The organism is Dellaglioa sp. CoH-55-MRSF-7 (assembly GCF_056782235.1).
This window is the reverse complement of sequence record NZ_JBXAYI010000054.1, coordinates 1-494: the sequence shown is the minus strand read 5'-3', so window position 1 is coordinate 494 and position 494 is coordinate 1. Positions and strand designations below refer to the sequence as shown.

1 protein-coding gene is annotated in these 494 nt (G+C 55.7%); it reads right to left on the bottom strand.

The features are described from left to right. Positions 1–72 precede the first annotated feature (72 nt). A partial coding sequence (locus AC1RPU_RS07825; RefSeq protein WP_481769616.1) for a hypothetical protein occupies positions 73–494 on the bottom strand: 422 nt, incomplete at its 5' end.

Genomic DNA, 494 nt, shown 5'->3' with positions numbered 1-494 from the left:
AATGATCGCATAGAAATACCAGCCAATCCCAGCTAATATCAGATGCAGCAGTGCCAAGAATCCTTCCATTATTTAGACCACCTTACCTTTCGATCCATCGAGCAACTTCAACACATCGATCATGTGGCGCAGATGGTGAGATGCCGAATCTATGTCCTTCACGATCTGGTCCAGCACGTCTACGAGTGCCTTTCCCTCGGTCATCAGCGTTCGGGCCGTACCCTGCACACGCTCGACCAGTGCTTTCCGCTGTTCGGCACTGCTACCGAATTGCTTCAGCTCCTGTGCATACTCGGTGTAGATGTGGTTGCGTAGCGCGTCGCACGCTTCTTGCAGAAGGTCGAGGTTGACTGTGGCTCGAACTCGAATCTCAACTAGCCGGGCACGCGCGCTCAGGTCGTTGGACGTGGCTTCGAGAAGCGACTTCGGGCTGAACTGCTTACGCCCGTGCAGCGACCGCGATGTGCGGTTGGCCATCAGGCCCATGGCTTCGG